Below are 15,830 nucleotides of genomic sequence, written 5' to 3' on the forward strand. Positions count from 1 at the left end.
CGAAAAAGTTATCGTGACTTGATCCCTGATCGTCATCACATCACTGGTCAGGATGGGGTGTGAATGCTCACAAGCGTCGATGACGCCCGTTGAATATGAACGGAGTGCCGATGATGGAATACGACGAAAAACTGATTGAAGACACCGTGCTTGCTCTATTGGCGGCCTTCAGTTCGGACGATGGCAATGCTTGGAAAGGGTTCGACTTCGAAATCATGAATCGGCTACATGAACATGGTTTCATCAGCAACCCCGTCAACCGCAATAAATCGATATGGTTGACTGGGGAGGGGCTCGAACGAGGCACGCAGTTGGCTGAGCAGTTGTTTGGGGTGAAAGCTCCAGCGGATCGTCTATCCGACTCTCATGCTTGATCTCCAACTGCTGGTATACGGTTGTCGGGTTTTATGCGGCGCATCATGATTGTTGGCCAGCCAGGCTCAGGAAAAACAACCCTTGCCCGAGAGTTAGGTAAACGTACCGAGCTGCCTGTCATTCATATCGATACGATCCACTGGCAGCCTGGATGGATCGAGCGGAGCAAGGACGAAAAGACCCGCCTGTGTCGCAAGGTTGAAGCGCGTGATCGCTGGATATTCGAAGGCGGCCACTCTGCGACATGGGATAGTCGTATTGCCCGTGCCGACGTCTTGATATGGATTGATCGTTCCTCGCCGCTGCGATTTTGGCGTGTGCTTCTCAGGGCTCTGATTCAGCGAGACGGCTTTCGGCCAGACCTTCCAGAGAATTGTCCTGAGCGGCTGGGTAACCTCCCGGAGTTTTTCACCTTCATGTGGATTACTCGTAAATCGGCGCGTTCCAAGATGAAACAGCTCGCGGCATCCGCCCCGTCGACGTGCCGTGTCATCTGCCTGCGCTCCAACCGTCAGACGAAGCTATTTCTTGAAAGTGTCGAGAGGTCGTGGCGTAGAGATGCCCTAGAAACATGATCTCGGTAGAACCGTCGCACATATCCCGCTAGCCCATGCGCACTCTCTCAAGCGCTCTTTAGTGAGGTTAAGAGTGTGATGGGAAGGGGGCAGCTAGAAAGTTGTTCCTCCAGGCGTGAGAGCCTGCATAGGAGCCCAGCCGGTGAAGCACTTTTCTACAGACGAAAAAAAAGACCTTGAATTTCAAGGTCTTTCTTTAAGATGGTGCCCCGAGGGAGACTCGAACTCCCACTCCTTTCGAAAACGGATTTTGAATCCGCCGCGTCTACCAATTCCGCCATCAGGGCTCAATGGCGGCGAAGTATAGAGATGAGATTACCGTTGGTCAATCACCTTTCATGGTCAATTTTCACTATTTCCGCTAGACTTCCCGGCCCTGCTAGACGAACTCCATCATGCGCGTTGCTGACTTTACTTTTGAACTCCCTGATTCGCTGATTGCTCGCCACCCTTTGGCCGAGCGTCGCGCCAGCCGACTGCTGACCCTGGACGGGGTAAGTGGTGCCCTCGAACATCGTCAATTCACTGATTTGCTTGAGCATTTACGCCCTGGCGACCTGATGGTGTTCAACAATACCCGGGTGATTCCTGCGCGGCTTTTTGGCCAGAAAGCTTCCGGCGGCAAGCTGGAAATCCTGGTAGAACGCGTGCTGGACAGTCACCGCGTACTGGCCCATGTACGCTCCAGCAAGTCGCCGAAACCGGGGTCGAAGATCCTCATCGATGGCGGCGGTGAAGCCGAAATGCTCGCTCGCCATGACGCGTTGTTCGAGCTCAAGTTCGCCGAAGAGGTACTGCCTCTGCTGGAACGTGTCGGCCACATGCCGCTGCCGCCCTACATCGATCGGCCCGACGAAGACTCGGACCGAGAGCGCTATCAGACAGTTTACTCCCAGCGCCTCGGTGCTGTTGCCGCGCCGACTGCCGGCTTGCATTTCGACCAGCCGCTGCTGGATGCAATTGCCGCCAAAGGCGTCGAGACTGCCTATGTGACCCTGCACGTGGGGGCCGGCACGTTTCAGCCGGTGCGTGTGGATAACATCGAAGACCACCACATGCACAGTGAGTGGTTGGAAGTCACTCAGGAAGTCGTAGACGCTGTCGCAGCGTGTAAGGCCCGTGGCGGACGAGTAGTCGCCGTAGGGACCACCAGTGTGCGTTCGCTCGAGAGTGCGGCCCGTGACGGCGTGCTCAAGCCGTTCAGCGGCGACACCGATATCTTTATCTTCCCAGGTCGGCCGTTCCATGTAGTCGATTGCCTGGTGACCAATTTCCATTTGCCTGAATCCACATTGTTGATGCTGGTCTCGGCATTTGCTGGCTACCCGGAAACCATGGCGGCTTACCAAGCGGCCATCGCTAACGAGTACCGTTTTTTCAGCTACGGTGATGCGATGTTTATCACCCGTAACCCGGCGCCACGCGGCCCAGAGGAACAGCTATGAGTCGTATGTCGTTTGAATTGCTCGCCACTGACGGAAAGGCCCGTCGTGGTCGCCTTACTTTTCCGCGCGGCACCGTCGAGACCCCGGCATTCATGCCAGTGGGTACCTACGGCACCGTCAAAGGCATGCTGCCCCGTGATATCGTTGCCACTGGCGCCGAGATCATTTTGGGCAACACCTTCCACCTGTGGCTGCGTCCCGGCACGGAAGTGATCAAGAAGCATGGCGACCTGCATGACTTCATGAAGTGGCAAGGCCCAATCCTCACCGACTCAGGCGGCTTCCAGGTGTTCAGCCTGGGTGCCATGCGCAAGATCAAGGAAGAGGGCGTGACCTTCGCCTCGCCAGTAGACGGTTCCAAGGTGTTTATGGGCCCGGAAGAGTCGATGCAGGTCCAGCGCGACCTGGGCTCCGACATCGTGATGATCTTCGACGAATGCACGCCGTACCCGGCCGATGAAGACGTCGCGCGCATCTCCATGGAGTTGTCCCTGCGTTGGGCCCAGCGCTCTAAAAACGCCCATGGTGACAACACGGCGGCGTTGTTCGGTATCGTCCAGGGCGGCATGCACGAAAGCCTGCGTAAACGCTCGCTGGAAGGCCTCGACAAAATCGGCTTTGACGGCCTGGCCATCGGCGGTTTGTCGGTAGGCGAGCCCAAGCACGAAATGATCAAAGTGTTGGATTATCTGCCGGGCCTGATGCCCGCTGAAAAACCTCGTTACCTTATGGGCGTTGGCAAACCGGAAGATCTCGTAGAGGGTGTGCGCCGCGGTGTGGACATGTTCGATTGCGTGATGCCAACCCGTAATGCCCGCAATGGGCATCTGTTCATCGATACAGGCGTGCTCAAGATCCGTAACGCGTTCCATCGCCATGATGATTCGCCGCTGGATCCTACCTGCGATTGCTACACCTGCCAGAACTTCTCCCGTGCTTATCTGCACCATCTGGACAAGTGTGGGGAAATGCTGGGTAGCATGTTGAATACCATCCACAATTTGCGTCACTACCAAGTCCTGATGGCTGGTTTGCGCGAGGCTATTCAACAGGGTACATTGGCCGCCTTCGTCGATGCCTTCTATGCCAAGCGCGGGCTTCCTGTGCCGCCCTTGGACTGAGTTTTCCGACCCTAAGATTCACTATTTGCAACTGGAGTGCTAAATGAGCTTTTTTATCTCTAACGCCATGGCTGACGCCGCTGCGCCTGCCGCTGCCGGTCCTATGGGCGGTGGTTTCGAGTGGATTTTCCTGGTCGGCTTCCTGGTCATCTTCTACCTGATGATCTGGCGTCCACAGGCCAAGCGTGCCAAAGAGCAGAAAAACCTGCTGGGTAGCCTGCAGAAAGGTGACGAAGTTGTGACCACCGGCGGCATCGCTGGCAAGATCACCAAGGTCTCCGACGCTTTCGTGGTACTGGAAGTCTCCGACACCGTAGAAATGAAGTTCCAGAAAGGCGCCATCGCCGCCACGCTGCCAAAAGGCACGCTCAAAGCGATCTAAGTTCCAACCTTTACCAATCGACGGGGCGCGCAAGGCGCCCCGCGTTATAAGCGGGCGGCGTGATGCTGAACAAATACCCTCTGTGGAAATACGTACTGATCCTGGCGGTGCTGGCGATCGGTTTTATTTATTCCGCTCCCAATCTCTATCCTGATGACCCGGCGATCCAGATCACTGGCGCCAGCACTTCGCTGCAGGTCAATCAGGCTGATCTGGAACGCGCGAGCAAAGCGCTCACCGACGCGGGTATCCAGGTTAAAGCGGCAACATTGGCAGCTGATGCGAAGGGCGGTTTGTTGCGCCTGACCAAGCAAGAAGACCAGTTGCCAGCAAAAGACGTCGTGCGCAAGGCAATGGGTGATGACTATGTCGTCGCACTCAACCTGGCACAGACCACGCCACAATGGTTGCGCAGCATTGGCGCGCACCCGATGAAGCTGGGTCTGGACTTGTCTGGTGGTGTGCATTTCCTCTTGGAAGTGGACATGGACAAGGCCCTTGATGCGCGCCTGAAAGTCTATGAAGGCGACGTGAAAAGCCTGCTGCGCAAAGAGAAGTTGCGTTATCGCAGCCTGCCGCAGCTCAACGGTGCGATTCAGCTGGGCTTCTCTGACGAAGCTTCCCGCGAACAGGCCCGTGCGCTGATCCGCAAGAACTTCAACGATTTCGACATCGTGCCGGCTGACCTGAATGGTCAGGCTGTACTGCGCCTGGCAATGAGCCCGGCGAAGATCGCGGAAATCCGCGAATACTCCATCAAGCAGAACTTGACCACGGTACGTAACCGCGTCAACGAACTGGGTGTGGCCGAGCCGATCGTGCAGCGCCAGGGTGCCAACCGCATCGTAGTTGAACTGCCGGGCGTACAGGACACCGCTGAAGCCAAGCGTATCCTGGGTAAGACCGCCAACCTGGAATTCCGCCTCGCGGCTGAGCCGGGTGCTACTCGCGCTACTTCCGAAGAGTTTGAATTCCGCGAAGGCAACCGTCCTCCTGCGTTGATCGAGCGTGGCTTGATCATCACCGGTGACCAAGTGACCGACGCCAAGGCAGGTTTTGGCGAGCACGGCACCCCTGAAGTGAACATCCGCCTGGATGGCCATGGCGGCGAACTGATGAGCCGCGCCACGCGCAGCAACGTCGGTCGCAGCATGGCGGTGATCTTCATCGAGCAGCGCCCGGTGACCACCTACACCAAGCAGGTCGTCAACGGCGTCGAGAAAGACGTGCCGGTACAGACCTTCAAGGAAGAGAAGAAGATCATCAGCCTGGCGACCATCCAGTCGCCGCTGGGTGCTCAATTCCGTATCACCGGCCTGAACGGTCAAGGCGAGTCCTCTGAACTGGCCTTGCTGCTGCGTGCCGGTGGCCTGGCTGCTCCGATGTACTTCGCTGAAGAACGTACCATCGGCCCGAGCCTGGGTGCGGACAACATCACCAAAGGTATCGACGCGGCCTTGTGGGGCATGCTGTTCGTGTCCTTGTTCATCATCGCCATCTACCGCTTCTTCGGCATCATTGCCACCGTGGCCCTGGCGGGCAACATGGTCATGCTGCTGGCATTGATGTCGCTGCTGGGGGCTACGCTGACCTTGCCAGGCATCGCCGGTATCGTACTCACCATGGGTATGGCGGTAGACGCCAACGTGCTGATCTTCTCGCGGATTCGTGAAGAGATCGCGGCCGGCATGACCGTACAACGTGCAATCAACGAAGGCTTCGGCCGGGCATTTACCGCGATTCTCGACTCCAACCTGACCACGTTGCTGGTCGGCGGGATTCTCTTTGCCATGGGCACAGGCCCAGTCAAAGGTTTTGCGGTGACCATGTCCCTGGGTATCTTTACCTCGATGTTCACGGCCATCATGGTGACCCGCGCAATGGTCAACCTGATCTTTGGCGGGCGTGACTTCAAGAAGTTGTGGATTTAAGGGGCTGCCATGTTACGTACAATCAACTTCATGGGCGTTCGCAACGTTGCGTTCGGCGTCACCGTGCTCCTTACCGTTCTGGCGTTGTTCAGCTGGTTCCATAAGGGCCTGAACTACGGCTTGGACTTCACCGGCGGTACGCTCATCGAGCTGACCTACGAGAAGCCGGCCGACGTTACCCTGGTGCGCAACGAGCTGGTCAAGGCTGGCTATCACGAAGCCGTCGTGCAGAGTTTTGGTGCGACAACCGACCTGCTGGTGCGTATGCCTGGCGAAGACCCGCAACTGGGTCACCAGGTGGCCGAGGCCTTGCAGAAGGTTGGTGGCGACAACCCGGCGTCGGTCAAGCGCGTCGAGTTCGTAGGTCCGCAAGTGGGTGAGGAACTGCGCGACCAGGGCGGCCTCGGCATGCTGATGGCGCTGGTCGGCATCATGATCTACCTGGCTTTCCGCTTTCAGTGGAAGTTCGGTGTCGGCGCCATTGTGTCGCTGATCCACGACGTGATCGTGACCGTGGGTATCCTGGCGTACTTCCAGGTGACCTTCGACCTGACCGTACTGGCAGCTGTGCTGGCTATCATTGGTTACTCGCTCAACGACACCATCGTGGTATTCGACCGGGTTCGCGAGAACTTCCGAGTACTGCGCAAGGCGTCGTTGATCGAGAACATCAACATCTCCACCACCCAGACCCTGCTGCGGACCATGGCCACATCGATCTCCACCTTGCTGGCGATTGCTGCGCTGATGATCTTCGGTGGTGACAACCTGTGGGGCTTCTCCCTGGCGCTGTTCATCGGCGTTCTGGCGGGTACCTACTCGTCGATCTACATCGCCAACGTGGTGCTGATCTGGCTGAACCTCAACAGCGAAGACCTGATCCCTCCGGCCAGCACTGGCAAGGAGGTCGACGACCGCCCTTGATGGGTGATTGTTGATCCGCTGTTACAAGAAAGGCACGAGTATTGAACTCGTGCCTTTTTTTTTGCTCCAAGGCTGGGTATAGCGCGGACGTTTCGGTCCGCTTGTGATGGTCAGGAGGTTCACGTGAACAAGTCGTTGCTGGTTGGTGCGGTATTGGGTGCTGTCGGTGTGACTGCCGGGGGTGCTGTTGCCACCTACAGCCTGGTAAAAAGCGGCCCTGAGTATGCGCAAGTGCTGGCGGTGCAGCCGGTGAAAACCCAGATAAAAACCCCTCGCGAGGTCTGCAAGGACGTCGCAGTGACCCGGCAGCGGCCGGTGCAGGATCAGCATCAAATCGCCGGTACGGTCGTAGGCGCCCTGGCAGGTGGCTTGCTAGGTAACCAGATCGGTGGCGGTAACGGTAAGAAGCTGGCCACGGTGGCCGGTGCGGTTGGTGGTGGTTATGCGGGTAACAAGGTTCAGGAAGGTATGCAGAACCGCGATACCTACACCACGACTCAGACGCGTTGTAATACCGTCAATGACATCAGCGACAAGGTTGTGGGTTATGACGTGCGTTACAACCTGGATGGCAAGGAAGGCACTGTGCGTATGGATCGTGATCCAGGCGGCCAGATCCCAGTCGACAAAGAAGGTCGTCTGATCCTGGGTCAAAACCAGCAGTAATCCCAGGCTTGGCGTAAATCAAAATGTGGGGGCGGGCTTGCTCGCGAATACGGAGTGTCAGTCAACATCTACTTCCACTGATACACCGTATTCGCGAGCAAGCCCGCTCCCACATTTGTTTTGTGTTGTTGCTGCAGTTGTGACAAAACCCAATACACAGACATAAAAAAAGCACCCCGAAGGGTGCTTTTTTTGTGCTCGCTCGCTTAACGCTTCAGCGAAGCCGGCAGGTGCGGCTGAATCGCCGTCAGCACTGCCTTGAAGCATTTGGTGTTACCAGCAACAACGTGGCCTTTCTCAAGGAAGTCGTGACCGCCGGTGAAGTCGCTCACCAACCCGCCTGCTTCCTGGATCAGCAGGGCGCCTGCAGCCATGTCCCACTCGGACAGGCCCGACTCCCAGAACGCATCGAAACGACCAGCAGCCACGTAAGCCAGGTCCAGGCTCGCCGCGCCAGCGCGACGGATGCCGGCAGTCTGGCCAACCAGGGCGCGGAACATGCCCAGATAGTTTTCCAGGTTGTCCATCTGGTCGTCACGGAACGGGAAGCCAGTGCCCAGCAGGGCGCCGTCCAGGCTGGTGCGGCCGCTGACACGCAGGCGGCGACCGTTCAGTTGGGCGCCACGGCCACGGCTGGCGGTGAATTCTTCCTGGCGAACCGGGTCCAGAACAACGGCGTGTTCCAGGCGGCCACGGTATTTGCACGCGATGCTCACGGCAAAGTGCGGGATGCCGCGCAGGAAGTTGGTGGTGCCATCCAGTGGGTCGATGATCCACAGGTAGTCTTCGCCTTCGCCGCTGCCTTTGTGCAAGCCGGTTTCTTCACCGAGGATGCCGTGGGTAGGGTAGGCCTTGCGCAGGGCGTCGATGATCTTCTGCTCGGCGGCGCGGTCCACCTCGGATACATAATCCTTGGCGTCTTTTTCGTCGACCTTGATGGTATCCAGGCGCTCGATGGAGCGGAAGATCAATTCACTGGCGCTGCGGGCGGCGCGCAGCGCGATATTCAGCATGGGCTGCATGGATGTGTCACCTAAGGTTGTTAAAGAAAGCCGGGCATTCTAGCAGAAACTTTCTTCAGGTGAAGGACGACGTTACCTTTCATGGCATAACCTTAGGCTGTTCTGTAAGATTTGCTCCCCTTTCCTATGTCCGAGAGCGCCTCCCTTGCTGCAAAACATTCGTGTCGTCTTGGTCAATACCAGTCATCCCGGCAATATCGGTGGGGTGGCGCGAGCCATGAAAAACATGGGGCTGACGCGCCTGGTGCTGGTCGAGCCGCGGGTGTTCCCGCATCACGAGGCCGATGCCCGCGCGTCCGGCGCCAATGACATCCTCGAAAAGGCTCAGGTCGTCGCCACTCTGGAAGACGCCCTGGTTGGCTGCAATCTGGTGCTCGGCACCAGCGCCCGCGACCGTCGTATCCCTTGGCCGCTGCTGGATCCGCGTGAATGCGGCACCAAAGTGGTGGAAGAGGCTGCGGGTGGCGCTGAAATTGCCCTGGTGTTCGGTCGTGAAGACTCCGGCCTCACCAATGAAGAGCTGCAGCGATGTCACTACCACGTCCACATTCCATCGGACCCTGAGTTCAGCTCGCTGAACCTCGGGGCGGCGGTACAGGTGTTGACCTACGAAGTGCGCATGGCCTGGCTGGTCGCTGCCGGCCAGCCTAGCAAGGTTGAAAAGGAAGAGGTCGCGTCGACCAAGAGCGGCGAATTGGCCACCATGGACGAACTGGAACGTTTCTATGAGCACCTGGAGCAAACCTTGGTGGCCATCGAATTCCTTGATCCTGAGAAGCCGCGGCACTTGATGGCGCGCCTGCGTCGCTTGTACGGGCGTAGCTCGGTCAGCCGGGCAGAGATGAATATATTGCGTGGCATCCTCACGGAAACCCAAAAAGCGGCCCGTGGTGAGCTTCTTAAGCGGAAGGATTAAAAATGTTCGAGCGTTTGCGAGAAGATATCCAGAGTGTTTTCCATCGTGATCCGGCGGCGCGCAATGCGTTTGAAGTGCTGACCTGCTACCCGGGGATGCACGCCATCTGGATTCACCGTCTGTCCGGTGCTTTGTGGGGAATGGGCTGGAAATGGCTGGCGCGACTGGTATCGAACTTTGGTCGATGGCTGACCGGGATTGAGATCCATCCAGGAGCCAAGGTGGGGCGTAGGTTCTTTATCGACCACGGCATGGGCATTGTCATTGGCGAAACCGCTGAAATTGGTGACGACGTGACGCTTTACCAGGGCGTGACCCTGGGTGGTACCAGTTGGAATAAAGGCAAGCGCCACCCGACATTGGGTGATGGCGTGGTGGTAGGGGCGGGTGCCAAGGTGCTCGGTCCTTTCACGGTCGGTGCGGGTGCGAAGGTGGGTTCCAATGCCGTGGTGACCAAGGCCGTGCCGCCGGGTGCAACGGTGGTCGGCATTCCGGGGCGGATTATCGTCAAGCCGGAAGTCGGCGACGAGCAGGAAGCCAAGCGCAAGGCTATGGCCGAGAAGATCGGCTTTGATGCCTACGGCGTCAGTGAGGATATGCCTGACCCTGTGGCGCGTGCTATCGGCCAGTTGCTTGACCATTTGCAAGCAGTGGATGGCAAGCTGGAAGGGATGTGCGGTGCGCTGAAGGACCTGGGCAGCCCTTACTGTGCGAAGGATCTGCCTGAGTTGCGCGAAGAAGACTTCGCCGAGATCAAGGATGAAGCCGCCACCAAGGCGGGCTAGTTCTAAGGGCTGATACATGACCCTGTGGGAGCGGGCTTGCTCGCGAAGGCGGTGAATCAGTCGCCAAATATATCGACTGCCACACCGCCTTCGCGAGCAAGCCCGCTCCCACATTTAGTCTCCGTTGGTCTTGAGGTCGGGCGGTGGTCCTGTTCCCGCTGTTCCTCCCCACCCCATCCTGCTATTATTCGGCGCCCTTTCTGCGGGTAATCCTGACTAAAGTACTAGGTCTTATAGTTGACTTAAATACTCGGGAATCGCATACTTGCCCACATTCTGAAACACCTTGGTAATTGTCCATGAGACTGACTACAAAAGGCCGATACGCGGTGACTGCCATGCTCGACCTGGCTTTGCACGCGCAAACTGGGCCGGTGTCCCTGGCCGATATCTCCGAGCGCCAAGGCATTTCCCTGTCATACCTTGAGCAGCTGTTCGCCAAGTTGCGCCGCAGCAACCTGGTTTCCAGTGTGCGTGGGCCGGGCGGCGGCTATCAGCTGTCCCGCGATATGCAGGGCATCCAGGTAGCCCAGGTAATCGATGCGGTCAATGAATCCGTCGATGCCACCAAATGCCAGGGCCTGGGTGATTGCCATGCCGGCGACACCTGCCTGACGCACCACCTGTGGTGCGATCTGAGCCTGCAGATCCATGAGTTCTTGAGTGGTATCAGCTTGGCCGATCTTGTGACTCGCCGTGAGGTGCAAGAAGTAGCCCAGCGTCAGGACCAGCGCCGTTGCAATACCAAGGCGCCGCGTCTGGACAAGATTGAAGCGTCCGCCGTCGAGTGACAGCCGAAGAGCTAACGGCACGCCAGCCAGCCTGATTTAGGAGAAAGTCCATGAAATTGCCGATTTACCTTGATTACTCAGCGACCACCCCGGTTGATCCGCGTGTCGCGCAAAAGATGAGCGAATGCCTGCTGGTTGACGGAAACTTCGGCAACCCGGCCTCCCGCTCCCACGTATTCGGCTGGAAAGCCGAGGAAGCGGTCGAGAACGCCCGTCGCCAAGTCGCCGACCTGGTCAACGCCGATCCACGCGAAATCGTCTGGACCTCCGGTGCCACCGAATCCGACAACCTGGCCATCAAGGGCGCCGCGCATTTCTACGCGACCAAAGGCAAGCACCTGATCACCACCAAGATTGAGCACAAGGCTGTCCTCGACACCATGCGCCAACTGGAGCGTGAAGGTTTTGAGGTTACCTACCTTGAGCCAACCACCGACGGTATCGTCACCCCGGCCATGATCGAAGCTGCGCTGCGTGAAGACACCATCCTGGTTTCCGTGATCCACGTTAATAACGAAATCGGCACCATCAACGACATCGCAGCCATCGGCGAGCTGACTCGCTCCAAGGGTGTACTGCTGCACGTCGACGCCGCTCAGTCCACCGGCAAGGTCGACATCGACCTGTCGAAGCTGAAAGTCGACCTGATGTCGTTCTCTGCCCACAAGACCTACGGCCCTAAAGGCATCGGCGCCCTGTACGTAAGCCGCAAGCCGCGCGTGCGTATCGAAGCCACCATGCACGGCGGCGGTCACGAGCGTGGCATGCGTTCGGGCACCCTGGCGACCCACCAGATCGTTGGCATGGGCGAAGCCTTCCGCGTAGCCAAAGAAGACATGGCTGCCGAAAACATCCGTATCAAGGCCCTGAGCGATCGCTTCTACAAGCAGGTCGAGAACCTTGAAGAGCTGTACGTCAACGGCAGCATGACTGCTCGTGTACCGCACAACCTGAATTTGAGCTTCAACTATGTCGAAGGCGAGTCGCTGATCATGGCGCTCAAGGACCTGGCGGTTTCGTCCGGTTCGGCCTGCACCTCGGCGTCCCTTGAGCCTTCGTACGTGCTGCGCGCCCTGGGCCGCAACGACGAACTGGCACACAGCTCGATCCGCTTTACATTCGGCCGCTTCACCACCGAAGAACAAGTCGACTACGCCGCGCAGAAAGTCTGCGAAGCGGTCAACAAACTGCGTACCTTGTCGCCGCTGTGGGACATGTACAAAGACGGCGTCGACATTTCCAAGATCGAGTGGGCGGCACACTAACTATAGAAGCCGCCACCCCAGCTCTGTAGGAACGTGGCGGAAAACGCAGGCGTTTCTACAGGGTTTCAGAGCGGCCCTGATGAGTGAGGATTCAGTACCATGGCTTACAGCGAAAAGGTCATCGACCACTACGAAAACCCGCGTAACGTCGGCAAGATGGACGCGGAAGACCCAGATGTCGGCACCGGCATGGTCGGCGCTCCGGCGTGCGGCGACGTCATGCGCCTGCAGATCAAGGTCAACGACGCTGGCGTTATCGAAGACGCCAAGTTCAAGACCTACGGCTGCGGTTCGGCCATCGCCTCCAGCTCCCTGGCGACCGAATGGATGAAAGGCAAGACCCTGGATGAGGCTGTGACTATCAGCAACACCCAGTTGGCCGAAGAACTGGCACTGCCGCCAGTGAAAATCCACTGCTCGGTACTCGCAGAAGACGCCATCAAGGCGGCCGTTCGCGACTACAAGCAGAAGAAAGGCTTGATCTAAGCATTTGGCGACGAGTAAGGAGTCAACGATGGCTATCAGCATGACAGAAGCGGCTGCGCAGCACATTCGCCGCTCCCTGAATGGGCGCGGTAAAGGTGAGGGGATTCGTCTGGGTGTTCGCACCACGGGCTGTTCCGGCCTTGCCTATGTGCTGGAGTTCGTCGACGAGGTGGTTGCGGAAGACCAGGTGTTCGAAAGTCACGGCGAGAAAGTGATCATCGACCCTAAGAGCCTGACTTACCTGGACGGCACCGAGCTAGATTTCGTCAAGGAAGGGTTGAACGAAGGCTTCAAGTTCAATAACCCCAACGTACGCGGTGAATGTGGCTGCGGCGAAAGCTTCAACATCTGAGGCTATTCGTGGGCACTCCTTGTCATTTCGCTTTATTCGAGTTGCAGCCGAGTTTTCGCCTGGACCTTGAGCAGCTTGCCACGCGCTATCGAGAATTGGCGCGTGGGGTGCATCCGGACCGCTTCGCTGACGCTTCCGAGCGCGAGCAACGCCTGGCGCTGGAAAAGTCAGCCAGCCTCAATGAGGCCTATCAGACCCTCAAGAATCCACCCAAGCGGGCGCGTTACCTGCTCGCGATGAACGGTGGTGAGCTGCCGCTGGAAGTCACGGTGCACGATCCGGGCTTCCTGATGCAGCAGATGCAGTGGCGCGAAGAACTCGAAGACTTGCAGGACGAGGCCGATCTGGCCGGCGTCGCGGTCTTCAAGCGTCGTCTGAAAACGGCCCAGGATGAGCTCAATGAAAGCTTCGCAGCCTGTTGGGATGATGCAACGCAACGTGAACAGGCCGAGCGCCTGATGCGGCGTATGCAGTTCCTCGACAAGCTCACCTACGAAGTGCGCCAGCTAGAAGAGCGCCTCGACGATTAACCCCGTGTGCTGCCCGTGATGCACGCCTGATAGACAGATAAGACCTGATTACCATGGCCCTACTGCAAATCGCCGAACCCGGCCAAAGCCCCCAACCGCACCAGCGTCGCCTGGCGGTCGGGATTGACCTGGGCACCACCAATTCCCTGGTTGCCGCCTTGCGCAGCGGCTTGTCCGAGCCGTTGCCCGATGCCGATGGCCAGGTGATCCTGCCGTCAGCCGTGCGCTACCACGCCGATCACACCGAAGTGGGTGAGTCGGCCAAGTTGGCAGCCTCTACTGACCCCCTCAATACCGTGCTGTCGGTCAAGCGTTTGATGGGTCGTGGTCTGTCCGACGTCAAGCAATTGGGCGATCAACTGCCGTACCGCTTTGTCGGCGGCGAATCCCATATGCCGTTCATCGACACCGTCCAAGGCCCTAAAAGCCCGGTGGAAGTGTCGGCTGATATCCTCAAGGTGCTGCGCCAGCGCGCGGAAACCACCTTGGGCGGTGAACTGGTTGGCGCAGTGATCACGGTTCCAGCGTATTTCGATGACGCCCAGCGCCAAGCCACCAAGGATGCGGCGAAGCTCGCCGGCCTGAACGTGCTGCGCTTGCTCAACGAGCCTACTGCTGCGGCGGTGGCCTATGGCCTGGATCAGCACGCTGAAGGCCTCGTCGCCATCTACGACCTGGGCGGCGGTACTTTTGATATTTCGATCCTGCGCCTGACCGGCGGCGTCTTTGAAGTGCTGGCCACCGGTGGGGACAGTGCCCTGGGCGGTGATGATTTCGACCACGCCATCGCGGGCTGGATCATCAGCAGTGCTGGCCTGTCTGCCGACTTGGATCCAGGTGCTCAGCGCAGCCTGCTGCAAACCGCTTGTGCGGCAAAAGAAGCGCTGACTGATTCGGCATCGGTTGAAGTGTCCTACGGCAACTGGTCGGCCCAGCTGACTCGTGAAGCCTTCGATGCGTTGATCGAACCGATGGTTGCCCGCAGTCTCAAAGCCTGCCGCCGCGCAGTGCGTGACTCCGGTATCGAGCTGGAAGACGTGGGTGCCGTGGTCATGGTGGGCGGTTCCACCCGTGTCCCCCGTGTTCGCGAAGCCGTCGCCGAAGCCTTTGGTCGCGAGCCTTTGACTGAAATCGACCCGGACCAAGTGGTCGCCATTGGCGCCGCAATCCAGGCCGATACTCTGGCCGGCAACAAGCGTGATGGCGGCGAACTGCTGCTGCTCGACGTGATTCCGTTGTCCCTGGGTTTGGAGACGATGGGCGGCCTGATGGAGAAGGTGATTCCGCGCAATACCACCATCCCCGTGGCCCGCGCCCAGGACTTCACCACCTACAAAGATGGCCAGACGGCCATGATGATCCATGTGCTGCAAGGCGAGCGCGAGCTGATCAGCGACTGCCGTTCCCTGGCGCGCTTTGAATTGCGCGGCATCCCGGCGATGGTAGCTGGCGCTGCGAAGATCCGCGTGACCTTCCAGGTTGACGCCGATGGCCTGCTGAACGTGGCTGCGCGCGAACTGGGTTCAGGTGTTGAGGCGAGTATCCAGGTCAAGCCGTCCTACGGCCTGACCGACGGCGAAATCGCCAAGATGCTCAAGGACTCGTTCCAGTACGCCGGTGACGACAAGGTCGCCCGTGTATTGCGCGAGCAGCAAGTGGATGCCCAGCGCCTGCTCGAAGCCGTGCAGGGCGCCCTTGATGTTGACGGCGAGCGCCTGCTGGATGCCGAAGAGCGCATGGTCATCGACCTGCAGATGCAGGAACTGGCCGAATTGATGAAAGGCACCGATGGCTATGCCATCGAGCAACAGACCAAGCGCCTGTCGCAAGTGACCGATGCCTTTGCCGCCCGCCGTATGGACCAGACGGTAAAAGCCGCCCTGGCGGGACGCAACCTGAATGAAATCGAGGAATAATTAATGCCGCAGGTCATTTTTCTGCCACACGCCGAGCACTGCCCGGACGGTATGGTTGTGGAGGCTGAGACCGGCAAGTCCATCCTCGAAGTTGCCCATGACAACCACATCGAGATCGAAAGTGCCTGCGGCGGCGTATGCGCCTGCACCACTTGTCACTGCATCATCCGCGAGGGTTTCAATACCCTGGAAGAGGCTGACGAACTGGAAGAGGACTTTCTTGATCGCGCATGGGGCCTGGAAGCCCATTCGCGCCTAAGCTGTCAGGCAAAGGTCGGGACGCAAGACATCACCGTCGAAATTCCGAAGTATTCCCTCAACCATGCTGCCGAAGCGCCGCATTGATTC

General features: G+C 58.5%; 18 protein-coding genes and 1 tRNA gene. 17 read left to right on the forward strand and 2 right to left on the reverse strand.

Translation table 11 applies throughout. From position 1 onward, the window contains the following. Positions 1–113: 113 nt before the first annotated feature. Together DYL59_RS22595 and DYL59_RS22600 are read left to right on the forward strand one after the other, a co-directional pair. A complete protein-coding gene (locus DYL59_RS22595; RefSeq protein ID WP_135291172.1) occupies positions 114–374 on the forward strand; it encodes a DUF6429 family protein in 261 nt (86 codons plus the stop codon). Positions 375–407: 33 nt separating this feature from the next. Beyond that, the gene (locus DYL59_RS22600) at positions 408–950 is read left to right on the forward strand and encodes an AAA family ATPase (RefSeq protein WP_135291173.1); all 543 of its coding nucleotides are present in this window, start codon (positions 408–410) and stop codon (positions 948–950) included. A 202-nt stretch (positions 951–1,152) separates the two neighbouring features. Here DYL59_RS22600 and DYL59_RS22605 read toward each other — a convergent pair. Beyond that, a tRNA-Leu gene (locus DYL59_RS22605) sits at positions 1,153–1,237 on the reverse strand. Positions 1,238–1,345: 108 nt separating this feature from the next. Here DYL59_RS22605 and queA point away from each other — a divergent pair. From queA to DYL59_RS22635, 6 genes are all read left to right on the forward strand, one after another. After that, the gene (queA, locus tag DYL59_RS22610) at positions 1,346–2,395 is read left to right on the forward strand and encodes a tRNA preQ1(34) S-adenosylmethionine ribosyltransferase-isomerase QueA (RefSeq protein ID WP_135291174.1); all 1,050 of its coding nucleotides are present in this window, start codon (positions 1,346–1,348) and stop codon (positions 2,393–2,395) included. A 5-nt stretch (positions 2,396–2,400) separates the two neighbouring features. Beyond that, entirely contained in the window at positions 2,401–3,516 is a 1,116-nt protein-coding gene (gene tgt / locus DYL59_RS22615) for a tRNA guanosine(34) transglycosylase Tgt (RefSeq protein ID WP_162303237.1), read from the forward strand. Positions 3,517–3,559: 43 nt separating this feature from the next. Then, a complete protein-coding gene (gene yajC / locus DYL59_RS22620; protein WP_003175975.1) occupies positions 3,560–3,898 on the forward strand; it encodes a preprotein translocase subunit YajC in 339 nt (112 codons plus the stop codon). A gap of 62 nt (positions 3,899–3,960) precedes the next feature. Next, a complete protein-coding gene (gene secD / locus DYL59_RS22625; protein WP_135291175.1) occupies positions 3,961–5,829 on the forward strand; it encodes a protein translocase subunit SecD in 1,869 nt (622 codons plus the stop codon). Between the two features lie 9 nt (positions 5,830–5,838). Continuing rightward, positions 5,839–6,753 (forward strand): protein translocase subunit SecF, encoded by a 915-nt coding sequence (gene secF / locus DYL59_RS22630; RefSeq protein ID WP_135291176.1) that lies wholly within the window; start codon positions 5,839–5,841, stop codon positions 6,751–6,753. Positions 6,754–6,876: 123 nt separating this feature from the next. After that, the gene (locus DYL59_RS22635; RefSeq protein WP_135291177.1) at positions 6,877–7,419 is read left to right on the forward strand and encodes a glycine zipper 2TM domain-containing protein; all 543 of its coding nucleotides are present in this window, start codon (positions 6,877–6,879) and stop codon (positions 7,417–7,419) included. A 206-nt stretch (positions 7,420–7,625) separates the two neighbouring features. Here DYL59_RS22635 and suhB read toward each other — a convergent pair whose 3' ends face one another. Continuing rightward, the gene (gene suhB / locus DYL59_RS22640) at positions 7,626–8,441 is read right to left on the reverse strand and encodes a type III secretion system regulator SuhB (protein ID WP_003175971.1); all 816 of its coding nucleotides are present in this window, start codon (positions 8,439–8,441) and stop codon (positions 7,626–7,628) included. A 145-nt stretch (positions 8,442–8,586) separates the two neighbouring features. On the opposite strand from suhB, the gene trmJ reads away from it, so the two are divergent. The 9 genes from trmJ to fdx all read left to right on the forward strand — a co-directional run bounded on the left by trmJ (position 8,587) and on the right by fdx (position 15,827). Beyond that, the gene (trmJ, locus tag DYL59_RS22645; RefSeq protein WP_135291178.1) at positions 8,587–9,357 is read left to right on the forward strand and encodes a tRNA (cytosine(32)/uridine(32)-2'-O)-methyltransferase TrmJ; all 771 of its coding nucleotides are present in this window, start codon (positions 8,587–8,589) and stop codon (positions 9,355–9,357) included. 2 nt (positions 9,358–9,359) lie between these two features. Beyond that, a complete protein-coding gene (gene cysE, locus DYL59_RS22650) occupies positions 9,360–10,142 on the forward strand; it encodes a serine O-acetyltransferase (RefSeq protein WP_135291179.1) in 783 nt (260 codons plus the stop codon). A gap of 299 nt (positions 10,143–10,441) precedes the next feature. After that, positions 10,442–10,933: a Fe-S cluster assembly transcriptional regulator IscR gene (gene iscR / locus DYL59_RS22655; RefSeq protein ID WP_003194020.1), complete on the forward strand. Its 492-nt coding sequence runs from the start codon at positions 10,442–10,444 to the stop codon at positions 10,931–10,933. A 50-nt stretch (positions 10,934–10,983) separates the two neighbouring features. Further along, positions 10,984–12,198: an IscS subfamily cysteine desulfurase gene (locus DYL59_RS22660; RefSeq protein ID WP_135291180.1), complete on the forward strand. Its 1,215-nt coding sequence runs from the start codon at positions 10,984–10,986 to the stop codon at positions 12,196–12,198. A 99-nt stretch (positions 12,199–12,297) separates the two neighbouring features. Further along, complete coding sequence (gene iscU / locus DYL59_RS22665) at positions 12,298–12,684, forward strand: Fe-S cluster assembly scaffold IscU (RefSeq protein WP_028617851.1); 387 nt, start codon at positions 12,298–12,300, stop codon at positions 12,682–12,684. A 28-nt stretch (positions 12,685–12,712) separates the two neighbouring features. Next, positions 12,713–13,036 (forward strand): iron-sulfur cluster assembly protein IscA, encoded by a 324-nt coding sequence (iscA, locus tag DYL59_RS22670; RefSeq protein WP_003175963.1) that lies wholly within the window; start codon positions 12,713–12,715, stop codon positions 13,034–13,036. Between the two features lie 8 nt (positions 13,037–13,044). Further along, a complete protein-coding gene (gene hscB, locus DYL59_RS22675) occupies positions 13,045–13,566 on the forward strand; it encodes a co-chaperone HscB (protein ID WP_135291181.1) in 522 nt (173 codons plus the stop codon). A 53-nt stretch (positions 13,567–13,619) separates the two neighbouring features. Then, positions 13,620–15,482, forward strand: coding sequence for a Fe-S protein assembly chaperone HscA (gene hscA / locus DYL59_RS22680; RefSeq protein WP_135291182.1), 1,863 nt, complete (start codon positions 13,620–13,622; stop codon positions 15,480–15,482). Between the two features lie 3 nt (positions 15,483–15,485). Continuing rightward, positions 15,486–15,827: an ISC system 2Fe-2S type ferredoxin gene (gene fdx / locus DYL59_RS22685; protein ID WP_105523895.1), complete on the forward strand. Its 342-nt coding sequence runs from the start codon at positions 15,486–15,488 to the stop codon at positions 15,825–15,827. The last annotated feature ends 3 nt before the right edge of the window (positions 15,828–15,830 follow it).

It is taken from the genome of Pseudomonas kairouanensis, from assembly GCF_004682055.1.
GTDB lineage: Bacteria > Pseudomonadota > Gammaproteobacteria > Pseudomonadales > Pseudomonadaceae > Aquipseudomonas > Aquipseudomonas kairouanensis.

What these genes read in the sequence shown, in the direction of transcription:
- suhB (WP_003175971.1), bottom strand. Translation starts at nt 8,441, where the DNA reads ATGCAGCCCATGCTGAATATCGCGCTGCGCGCCGCCCGCAGCGCCAGT.
- iscA (WP_003175963.1), top strand. Translation starts at nt 12,713, where the DNA reads ATGGCTATCAGCATGACAGAAGCGGCTGCGCAGCACATTCGCCGCTCC.
- DYL59_RS22660 (WP_135291180.1), top strand. Translation starts at nt 10,984, where the DNA reads ATGAAATTGCCGATTTACCTTGATTACTCAGCGACCACCCCGGTTGAT.
- iscR (WP_003194020.1), top strand. Translation starts at nt 10,442, where the DNA reads ATGAGACTGACTACAAAAGGCCGATACGCGGTGACTGCCATGCTCGAC.
- cysE (WP_135291179.1), top strand. Translation starts at nt 9,360, where the DNA reads ATGTTCGAGCGTTTGCGAGAAGATATCCAGAGTGTTTTCCATCGTGAT.
- yajC (WP_003175975.1), top strand. Translation starts at nt 3,560, where the DNA reads ATGAGCTTTTTTATCTCTAACGCCATGGCTGACGCCGCTGCGCCTGCC.
- hscA (WP_135291182.1), top strand. Translation starts at nt 13,620, where the DNA reads ATGGCCCTACTGCAAATCGCCGAACCCGGCCAAAGCCCCCAACCGCAC.
- iscU (WP_028617851.1), top strand. Translation starts at nt 12,298, where the DNA reads ATGGCTTACAGCGAAAAGGTCATCGACCACTACGAAAACCCGCGTAAC.
- fdx (WP_105523895.1), top strand. Translation starts at nt 15,486, where the DNA reads ATGCCGCAGGTCATTTTTCTGCCACACGCCGAGCACTGCCCGGACGGT.
- queA (WP_135291174.1), top strand. Translation starts at nt 1,346, where the DNA reads ATGCGCGTTGCTGACTTTACTTTTGAACTCCCTGATTCGCTGATTGCT.
- secF (WP_135291176.1), top strand. Translation starts at nt 5,839, where the DNA reads ATGTTACGTACAATCAACTTCATGGGCGTTCGCAACGTTGCGTTCGGC.
- DYL59_RS22595 (WP_135291172.1), top strand. Translation starts at nt 114, where the DNA reads ATGGAATACGACGAAAAACTGATTGAAGACACCGTGCTTGCTCTATTG.
- DYL59_RS22600 (WP_135291173.1), top strand. Translation starts at nt 408, where the DNA reads ATGCGGCGCATCATGATTGTTGGCCAGCCAGGCTCAGGAAAAACAACC.
- tgt (WP_162303237.1), top strand. Translation starts at nt 2,401, where the DNA reads ATGTCGTTTGAATTGCTCGCCACTGACGGAAAGGCCCGTCGTGGTCGC.
- secD (WP_135291175.1), top strand. Translation starts at nt 3,961, where the DNA reads ATGCTGAACAAATACCCTCTGTGGAAATACGTACTGATCCTGGCGGTG.